The 8,888-nt window shown below is 35.5% G+C and carries 16 protein-coding genes and 1 pseudogene; 1 reads left to right on the forward strand and 16 read right to left on the reverse strand.

Annotation, left to right across the window (positions count from 1 at the left end; genetic code table 11):
- Positions 1–52: 52 nt before the first annotated feature.
- The 10 genes and pseudogenes from IAE53_RS11650 to IAE53_RS11130 all read right to left on the reverse strand — a co-directional run.
- Positions 53–699 (reverse strand): annotated as a pseudogene (locus IAE53_RS11650) (terminase large subunit domain-containing protein); the annotation flags it as partial.
- Positions 700–852, reverse strand: coding sequence for a hypothetical protein (locus IAE53_RS11500; protein ID WP_234456362.1), 153 nt, complete (start codon positions 850–852; stop codon positions 700–702). It lies immediately after the preceding pseudogene.
- Between the two features lie 56 nt (positions 853–908).
- Entirely contained in the window at positions 909–1,262 is a 354-nt protein-coding gene (locus IAE53_RS11505) for a phage terminase small subunit P27 family (RefSeq protein ID WP_234456363.1), read from the reverse strand.
- 101 nt (positions 1,263–1,363) lie between these two features.
- Entirely contained in the window at positions 1,364–1,756 is a 393-nt protein-coding gene (locus IAE53_RS11100; protein WP_188353687.1) for a hypothetical protein, read from the reverse strand.
- Positions 1,753–2,286: an HNH endonuclease gene (locus IAE53_RS11105; protein ID WP_200136515.1), complete on the reverse strand. Its 534-nt coding sequence runs from the start codon at positions 2,284–2,286 to the stop codon at positions 1,753–1,755. Before IAE53_RS11105 ends, IAE53_RS11100 begins: the two co-directional genes overlap by 4 nt.
- A 66-nt stretch (positions 2,287–2,352) precedes the next feature.
- On the reverse strand, positions 2,353–2,553 hold the full coding sequence (locus tag IAE53_RS11110) for a hypothetical protein (protein ID WP_188353685.1): 201 nt from the start codon (positions 2,551–2,553) through the stop codon (positions 2,353–2,355).
- A gap of 62 nt (positions 2,554–2,615) precedes the next feature.
- Entirely contained in the window at positions 2,616–3,092 is a 477-nt protein-coding gene (locus IAE53_RS11115) for a hypothetical protein (RefSeq protein ID WP_200136514.1), read from the reverse strand.
- A 154-nt stretch (positions 3,093–3,246) separates the two neighbouring features.
- The gene (locus IAE53_RS11120) at positions 3,247–3,408 is read right to left on the reverse strand and encodes a hypothetical protein (RefSeq protein WP_200136513.1); all 162 of its coding nucleotides are present in this window, start codon (positions 3,406–3,408) and stop codon (positions 3,247–3,249) included.
- 6 nt (positions 3,409–3,414) lie between these two features.
- The gene (locus tag IAE53_RS11125) at positions 3,415–3,564 is read right to left on the reverse strand and encodes a hypothetical protein (RefSeq protein WP_188353683.1); all 150 of its coding nucleotides are present in this window, start codon (positions 3,562–3,564) and stop codon (positions 3,415–3,417) included.
- Positions 3,565–3,606: 42 nt separating this feature from the next.
- Complete coding sequence (locus IAE53_RS11130; protein WP_010291516.1) at positions 3,607–4,113, reverse strand: hypothetical protein; 507 nt, start codon at positions 4,111–4,113, stop codon at positions 3,607–3,609.
- Between the two features lie 153 nt (positions 4,114–4,266).
- Between IAE53_RS11130 and IAE53_RS11135 the strand changes: the two genes are divergently transcribed.
- The gene (locus IAE53_RS11135; protein WP_010291515.1) at positions 4,267–4,500 is read left to right on the forward strand and encodes a hypothetical protein; all 234 of its coding nucleotides are present in this window, start codon (positions 4,267–4,269) and stop codon (positions 4,498–4,500) included.
- On the opposite strand, the gene IAE53_RS11140 is transcribed toward IAE53_RS11135, so the two are convergent.
- The 6 genes from IAE53_RS11140 to IAE53_RS11160 form a co-directional block, all read right to left on the reverse strand.
- Complete coding sequence (locus IAE53_RS11140) at positions 4,501–5,715, reverse strand: helix-turn-helix domain-containing protein (protein ID WP_200136512.1); 1,215 nt, start codon at positions 5,713–5,715, stop codon at positions 4,501–4,503.
- Complete coding sequence (locus IAE53_RS11145; protein ID WP_010291512.1) at positions 5,715–5,885, reverse strand: hypothetical protein; 171 nt, start codon at positions 5,883–5,885, stop codon at positions 5,715–5,717. The genes IAE53_RS11140 and IAE53_RS11145 overlap by 1 nt, the downstream gene beginning before the upstream one ends.
- 112 nt (positions 5,886–5,997) lie before the next feature.
- Positions 5,998–6,624 (reverse strand): hypothetical protein, encoded by a 627-nt coding sequence (locus IAE53_RS11150; protein WP_200136511.1) that lies wholly within the window; start codon positions 6,622–6,624, stop codon positions 5,998–6,000.
- 598 nt (positions 6,625–7,222) lie between these two features.
- Positions 7,223–7,639 (reverse strand): DUF722 domain-containing protein, encoded by a 417-nt coding sequence (locus IAE53_RS11155; protein WP_188353680.1) that lies wholly within the window; start codon positions 7,637–7,639, stop codon positions 7,223–7,225.
- A gap of 203 nt (positions 7,640–7,842) precedes the next feature.
- Positions 7,843–7,965, reverse strand: coding sequence for a hypothetical protein (locus tag IAE53_RS11585; RefSeq protein ID WP_255527386.1), 123 nt, complete (start codon positions 7,963–7,965; stop codon positions 7,843–7,845).
- Positions 7,966–8,592: 627 nt separating this feature from the next.
- On the reverse strand, positions 8,593–8,844 hold the full coding sequence (locus IAE53_RS11160) for a putative HNHc nuclease (RefSeq protein ID WP_233610768.1): 252 nt from the start codon (positions 8,842–8,844) through the stop codon (positions 8,593–8,595).
- Between the last annotated feature and the right edge of the window lie 44 nt (positions 8,845–8,888).

Genomic DNA, 8,888 nt, shown 5'->3' on the forward strand with positions numbered 1-8,888 from the left:
TGTTGCCTAAGTAACTGAATAAAAATAGTCCAATTTATTGACTTCTGAGCACTCCTTCAGATGTTCCCTTACGAATAGTATTTTTATTAATTCTTCCAATAACTTGTTGCGTTTGTGCATCAACGTCGTTTTCTTTAGCCCATTCTCTGAACTCAGGTAGCTTAATCAGTTTTTTCGCTTGAATCGATACATCGTTGAATAATTTGGTAGCATGCTCACTATCATAGCTTGCAACAAGAAAATCTTGAGATGTTGCTTCAGCAGCAACCATGAAATAGTAAAAATTCATCAACATTGAAGCAATAAAAGTTTTACCTTGACGTCTTGCTTCACTGAAGTTAACTGTGGTAAATCTAGTCCCATTTTCTTCTGTACGCCACCCCAGTACACTATCTAATACAAATGATTGATATATGGTTTCAAATTAACTTTAAAATTATCAGGATTAGGAAGCATTCGAGTAAAATTTTCAATCATTGTGACGTAGTCAGTATCATAATGATAAGGAAAGTCACTATCACGTTGTCTTCCTAAATCTTGTAAATGTCTAAAACAAGCTAATTGCGCATCCCTACCAGTCACATATTTACTAGTAAACAAAACGTCAAAAGCATATTGGGTAGCTGGATCATTATATTTATCTAGATAACGTTTATATCTTCGTTTTTCCGATTTAACAGCTTCTTTAATATCTGTCAATTAAATGTCTGCACCAAACTTCACCAACCTTAAATCGTCTTTTTTGTTTTCAGCAACGTTAATTTCACTTGGGACTAGTTGACCAGACCTTGCATCAAATGACAAACCTAAGTCAACAGCTAATGATTTCAAAGTCTTGATACTATCATTCATTATTGAATAAGCCGGATTTTTCTTTGAACGATCATATTTCGTCTCTTTTCCTACGACTACTGCTTCACCTGTTTCTTCGTCGAATTTTTTTTATCAACTTCAAAACTAACGAATATGCCATTCTTTTGTACATCTGTTTCAGCCATCCGATATGTACCGTACAATGAACAAAAAGCTTCCAAATTAACTGTATCAATTTGTTTAATTGTTCCAAGGCGCTTTAGTTCCGGAACTAACTTTCGCCACAGTGTCACACCATAACCATCCAAATGACGAGGAGGGTTGTCTTGTAGTTCAGTAAGCTCACTTTGTTTTTCTTGGAACTCTAAATTACGTTCGCGTTGGTCTGCTCTGACAGATTCATCAGTGCTAGTCGTCCGTTTGCGACCTGAATTACGTTTATTTACCAAACAAACACCCCCTTTCATCAAAAGTTTGTGGTATACTAAATGCATATTTACAACACGTTAAACGTTGATATAATAACGTTTCAAATTTTAAAATAGCCCATTCAAAAATTTTTGATTTCTGCATTTACGAAAAACGAGGACGCCACCTTGTGACGCTCCCTCCAAACAACCCCACCCGGGGGTATTTTTTTATTTTGGTAGTTTTCAAAGATAAATCTGCCACTTTGCAACATCTTTAGCACTTTAAAAATGTCTTCCGGTCGACCTTCTGTTGACAACATCTCACTGATTTTAATGTGTTTAAAGTGGAAAGCGTCAAAATTACTGTTTTTGGTTAGGAAATGAATATTAACAATCACAAATCCATAATCAACAATCAACTTGTTACGAGTTCGTTTGTATGGAACATTTAGCAAACTAATTTTGTTTTCTAGTTCTTTGTTTGCATTTGTTCCATTAAAACAAACAACAACATCATCTATTACTTCTTTCATAAATCATCTTTCCTTTCATCATGACGTTTAATCGAATCCAATATCCATTGTCTTACTTTATCCTTCCCCCATGACTTGCTAGTGTCAATGTTCTCTAGGAATAAGCCATCAGTATAGACATCATCTTCAAGCATACCCTTGTACCAGTGGCACCTCTTGCATATCACCCATAGGTTATCCTTATCAAGTTGCTTACGCTTATCTATCTTTCTGGGGATGATAGGATCCACAACTAAATAACCTTTGGTTGTACTTGTACGTCCACAACACTCGCATGTGAACATAGCTTGTTGCTTGAGTCCTGCTGATAAATGTTTCCACGTTTTGTTGTGGTAGAACTCATTAGCTTCTTTGTCACGCTTATTAGCGTTGTACTCACGTTGCTGTCGCTTGCGTTCATAAGATGACTTAGGCTTGAACTCTGGCTTAGGTCGATACATTGCCTTGTGTATCTCACAGTATGAATTGTCTTGCTCATAAGGTGTGGTATTATGACAGTCAGGCTTACGGCATATCTTTACTCTAGCCATACTTACTCCTTAAATTTATGTATACAAAAAGCCCAACTCAATTTACTGAGCTGAGCTGAGCTTACATCACTTAAACAAACTCCAAACACTTTTGGTTGTCTTGTGATAAACGCTATTCTTAATTGACTTACTTGGATTAGTTATGAAGCCAGTTCCTTTCTTGCCATAAGTAGGATTGATCGCTGACTTAACGGCTCGTTTGGCACGTCCGGTTGTTCTAGCGCTGATAGACTTTTTGATTGACGGTGTTCTCATTCCAAACTTCATATACTCATACCTCACTTTATGACTACATTATAGTTCTTTTGAACGTGTGTAACACAGTAATTTTATCTCGGTGTACCTTGACGAAACCCTCTATACATTGGACGCTCACTAGTCAAATCCAGATAGTTAATGTCAAACTCTTTGTGACCTTCAACCGCTGTGTCAGTGTTCCAACCAACCTTAATACTAACCAATGGCTTATCTTCTGCACCGTCACCAATCAGTTCACCATCTACCCACACCTTTGGCACATCACGGATATCATCAAATTCAATGCGAATGTGTGGTTGTTTCGTGTCTGGTGTTGCAAGAGATTTTTCAATAATCTTACGATTGATTTTATTGATTTCATCACGTGATAATTCTCTGATTGATTCAGGTTTAAAACTGCCGGCTTTAATTGGTTCAGCTTTCAACTCATCACGCTTAAGAATATAAACGCCATGGTCATCTACACTCTCAACCGTATATCCCTTATCAAGCAGTATGTTTAACGCTTCAACACCTGCACAATCATTTACTAGAATTGCTTTTTTCATGTTATTTCTCCTTAATAGTTGTTTCTCGTTACGGCTTAGTATGCGATTGAACATTAAACATTGCATAACGTTCTCCTCACTGCTTAGTTGGTTTAGTTGGCTCACGCTGAGAATGCCGATTTGGATAAAGCTTTCTTAAATAAAGATAGTCAAGTTATTTTCTAACATCATCATCACTAAAATAAAGTTTTTTATATCGAAGTATAGATTCAACGCTATCGCCACGTTTGATTAAAAGTGGTTCAATGTGTCGTTCCCATTGTTTTAACTTGTCACGTAAGTCTTTTGCTTTTTGAGCATCAACACGTTCTTGCAATGTTTTTTAATGTTGGTTGAAAATGTCATCATGCCACCATACGCCAACAATAGAAATCAGTAACGCACTCAACACCATAAACAACCACAAATGCCAATACTTTATAAACATTTCTCCTTGTGTTAAGTGAATCCAATCATGTATAAATTGTTTCATCTTTTCTCCTCATTCACTGCAAAATAAAAAGCGCTTATGCGCTTAATCAATTTGAATACACGTGCTGGTTCTGTCTTGAATATCAAATAAATTGGATGGCGGTTCGCTTCCATCAAATATCAATATACGTAGTTGTGAAGTGTCATTACTTAAAGCCCGCTTCAAATTGTAAAACATTACTCCGTCTGAGTGTTCAACAGAGTTATTTATCTTCAAATACACACTAACATCATAACTAATTGGCAAACAGTTATATTGGTCCCAGCGATGTGACAGTATATTTTTACCAAAAATAGATACTTCAGAAGGCGTTTTCAAGTTTATATTATAATGATATGAATATTGTTCAAATGTTTTCTTTATGAGTTGTTGAGCATAATAATAACTGTGAACCCTTAAAAGAATTCCCGCTTTGCCAGACATTTTTAAGGCAAAAACAAATGTCGTCAATATAATTTTTTTGATATCCTCTCCATATATCAAAACTGAGTTAATCTTCTCAGTTTCATACAGTTGAGTCAATTTTTTGTATGCCTCTTTTTGATTCACATTTCCAGCCTCCAATAGCAGTAATTATACTACTAGAGAGACGTGGGTTGGATTAGAAATTGCAGATTGTATATTTTTCAAGCGTTATTTACATTAACCTAATTTTTTGGATTAAAATATTAGTAACATAATCTAAATTAAGGATATACAATTATGATCAATATAATTATTGACTTATTAAAAGTGCTCATCATCGTAACCGCTATAGGAACTGTTATATCATTTTATCCTGCTCGCGCATCATTCACGAATGCTCAACAAACATGGATAATGCTGTTGTTATTAGTCGCCTTGCTTTTCATGGTATTTGAATTGGTTTCAGGCGGCGCTTTAGAATTCATTAACCACTTTTTTGAAAGCATTGATGAGATGACTCACTACTTTTAGTTAAACGTGCCACTCGGCAACTAACTTGTCGCTATCATACTCAAGTGCATATGGCTCTTTCTTGGATAACGTCCAACCGTTCATGATTTCATAATTGTCATTCGGCTTAACTGTTCCGAGTTGTCGACTAATCACGCCACCCTCATCAACTATCTTTTCCTTATGGAAATGACCTTTGTGGATTTCACGACTATGAGATAGTGACCAGACACCACCGAACTCATTAGCAAATAGCATAGGCAAGTTCTTAGGTGCTAAGTCACCATGAGCTAACATGATACCCACGTTATCCAACAAATAAGCATCACGGAACTGGATATTGTTCTTGATAACAACTTGTGGGTACTTGGCTTTCAAATACTCCATGAACATGTACTCCATGTTGCCTGAATGATTGCCCGCCATTTGTTTGATGTGAAGCGTTGTATTGTTTTGCAATGCAGCAGTTACCAGCACGTCAAAGAACTGTTTAGCATCCTCAACAGCTTGTACCATATTGACTTCATCAACTAGCGTGCCTTTTAAAGTCTGTGATGACCACATCTGACTAGAATGGAATAGATCACCAAGCTGTTCAATCACAATCGTTTTGTATCCCTTATTGATAAGCTCTAAAAGCCTATCTAAGTGACCTTTAACATCAAGCATGCTAGTTGTTATACCAAAATGTAAGTCAGGAAGCGGTACAACCAAATTGTGCGTATCTCGTGCAACCTGTTTGACTGTGTATGGCTTAATGTCTGCTTTGAACAGATTAACAATATCTTGTGGTGTTAATTCATCATCTAGCTTTGGCTTAACATTAACCTTTAACTGGAAGTTCCACTTTGGTCCATTGTCTGTTTGTGTCGTCCATTGGTTTGGAATTGCTGACACGATATGCCAGTCGTTGACATCAAGATTAAGATACTCAAGGATATCTTCTGGTGTCTTTTGTGTCTGCTCATTCAGTAGTAGATACTTGGCTGTGATTTTAATATCATCAACCTTGCCGTCGCTAACATAGCTATATTGAGGCTCGATACTAAAATGGCCATTTTCGTCATTATGAGGTTGTGGTGCTTTTACGCTTGCGTATCGTTGCACGGAACGTCTCGTATAATAAACGCCTGTTTCATCATAAAGTTTTTCAACTATGTTTCTTGAATCAAGTCCTTGCTTACTCAATTCTTGAACACGCTTCTTTAATTCATCAGTCCATTTTGTGTAGCCCATTATCGCCACTTCCTATCATCATAAAAGGCATCTTTGCGCTTGTCTGTATTCGACTTGCGTTTAGATGCCTTCTTGTGCTTCTTGTTATATTTTTGTTGCCTGTCTAGCCTGCGGTAGATGTTTAATTCATCATTACTGGCGACAAGTCCATAATCGTCATCTTTTTTCATAGTTTTCTCCAAATAAAAAGTCCAACTTGCGTATCTATAACAAATACACGAATTGGACAGCGTGATTTTAGTGATAAGAAAGTTATCAAATATTAACTATTACAAAATTTTTCTACGAGTGTTTTCCTTCAATTTTCTTGACTTGTTTCGACAAATCTTCTGTTACATCCTGAATCAACTGTTTGTATTTTGAATACATATTATTTTGTATGTAAATAAAAGTTTTCAACGTCTCTTGATCCGAAATAGATTTATTCTCGTTTAAAAGGTTGGGTTGAGCTTTTTCGACTAATGTATCAAATGAAGCCTTTGATAAATTTTGCATTTCTCCCCATTTCTCACCTGTGCTATCGGACGAAAACGGAATTAGAATATCAACATTTCTAAAATCTTTATTATTTAACATATTATACGAGTATAACTTACTCAATATAGTTAATTTTCTTTTCAAAAACTCATCACTACTGTCAACTGATTTCATTTGATATTCGCTAATTATACTGGATAAATAATCATCTAATCCATTGTAATAAACTACTAAGTCTTTAGATAATTCCTGATCTTTGTCAATTCTCATTCGTGTTATGTATTCTCTGTTAGATCGATTAGTCTCATAATTTTGTTGAATGATAACTGGAACAAATGCTATAAGCCCACCGATAATGGTGGCTAGTAAACTCATAGCACCATTGGCTAAAATGTTACGATCAATTCTTTTTGTTTTTGATTTTGTTTTCACAAGAAATTTCAATCCGTCCTAAAAACATAGTCGTTCACCAGTTAAACCGGAATGAATGAATGAATTCATTTCAAATTTGTGTTTTTATAATCGTTACTTAAAATTAGATTATTTTTTCTTTATGATATTAACAAAGTATAAATGCTTTAGCAACCTGAAAAAGTGTCCAATCTATTAGAAAATTTTTTTAGTATTAACAATGTATATTATTTTTTTAAAACTACCACTATTTACGCAATCGCAGACAAGCGACTACTGGTTTGTAATAGTCAACGTAAATACTATTGGCAATATTACACATTTTTATTATTTACAAATCACCCGGTATCTTAACATAAGTCACGTTTGCTTTTAATGAATGAGCAATAACCCCAAATAAAAAAGAACGTCGTCGGCGTTCTTCGGTGTTGTCGATATTTCAATCAACGTATTTTGTTATGATTTGTACTCCCCAGGAGTATTGTGGGTGCTTCGCTAATAAACCCCACAGAAGTATATTACTACTTCATCAGTATTTTTTGTTAACTATTTGATGATACAAAAATAGCACCGTTTTCAAGCTAAAAACTTTCACAAAACTCGCGTCTTTTTGAGACTTTCAGTTTTCCACAGCTCGACTAGCAAAAACAGAAGTCCTATAAATCTGTTTAATTCTCTGCATATCTCGGTAGCACTGACTCTCTGACTTTGACAATATGCTTGCCACTTGAAGCCAGCTTCGCTTTCTTCTACGATCATAACGCAATTCAAGCATGGCTCTTTCTTCACTGGTCAGCACCTTTAGGAAATTAGTCATAAACCATCTGTCTCTAATGAATGATTGCAAAATATAATCGCTTTCCTGAATGATGTTGTCATTTTCAGTTTGAATGTTACGCTTATTTTCTGCCTTTCCACCGCCTATATTTTCATCAAATGACGTTGGCGTTTCAAGTTCTCTAATGCGTAGCCTAATCTGCATTTCGATCACGCTCGAGAAATAATCACTTAGATATTTATCAATCCTGTCCGCCATTTTTCGCTCTTCTTTCTACATGTTATAATATTAAAAACGTTAGGAGGTACTATGACCTTATTACTACTTCACGCTTTAATTTACTTTATGATTTTTCTATTGCTGATCACTCTTCTGATTGGCTTTTTAATACATAGCCGTGGCACGAAAGCGATTTCTATTTTCGGTATAACAATACAAGTATTGATGCTTGTCTACATAAATCACTTATAGTGAGTTTTCATTTCTGTCACAAATTTCATCACGATATTCACCGCTGCGACCATTGCTGACAAATACATGCCCAACTCAATCGCATGCTGTAAGTTGTGTCCTATTTCAATCATCAATTTGCATTTATCTCCTTTTTTGTTAGAATAATATTTTGTATAAAATTTGGGGGAATCGTATGACCTATGTCATTTCATTTGCAATCATTATTTTTTTAGTGCTAATTATAGGTATTGTCATTAAAAACAGCCACATAATTTTTTGGTCCGCCATCGGGCTCTGTTGGCAAGCAATCATAATTTTTCTTCTAGCCACAGTGTTCATTTTTGTCTGATGGCTTTTTTGTTACAATTAGCTCGTATATTTCCAATCTTGGATTTGATGTATCGATATAAAAATCTTCGTCAAACCCCTTGATGTGTTTTATGTTGTCATTTTGTAAAAATATGTTGCCTCGCACCTTAGCTGTCTGCATACCGTCAAAAATAAACTTCTTGAGAAACGCCCAATTATCTGGATCTATTCTGCCATCTGGTAAATACTAATCAAGTTTCAATTTGCACGGCCATTCAAAAGCTATATTATCGACCATAGCCTGTGAAAAAACGTTTCTGGTGTAAAAGTAGTAGCGAGACGTTTTAAACGTGCTCCTGCATACCTATTTTTTCGTTCTGCGTCAATATATTTGTTTATCGTCACCTGTTTAAGAAACGTTAAATCTAAAATTACTTTATTCAGTTTGTTCACCTCATATTCAGTCCATGTGCCAAAGCTATTTTTTCGTCAATCTTGATACCGTTCAGGTGGTACTTATTCATGAATGACTGAATGCCTATCTTATGTTGCTCTTGATGATGTTCACGGCACAGGCTCATTGATCGTAATCCTAAATGTTTTATCTTCTGACGATTGCCGCCGTTAGCACCCACACTATCAACGTGTGCAAAATCGGCGTGAGACTTACCACAAACCACACAGCGCTTGTCTATGCTCAGAAGTCAATAAATTGGACTATTTTTATTCAGTTACTTAGGCAACA

The organism is Leuconostoc sp. S50 (assembly GCF_016624925.1).
GTDB lineage: Bacteria > Bacillota > Bacilli > Lactobacillales > Lactobacillaceae > Leuconostoc > Leuconostoc pseudomesenteroides.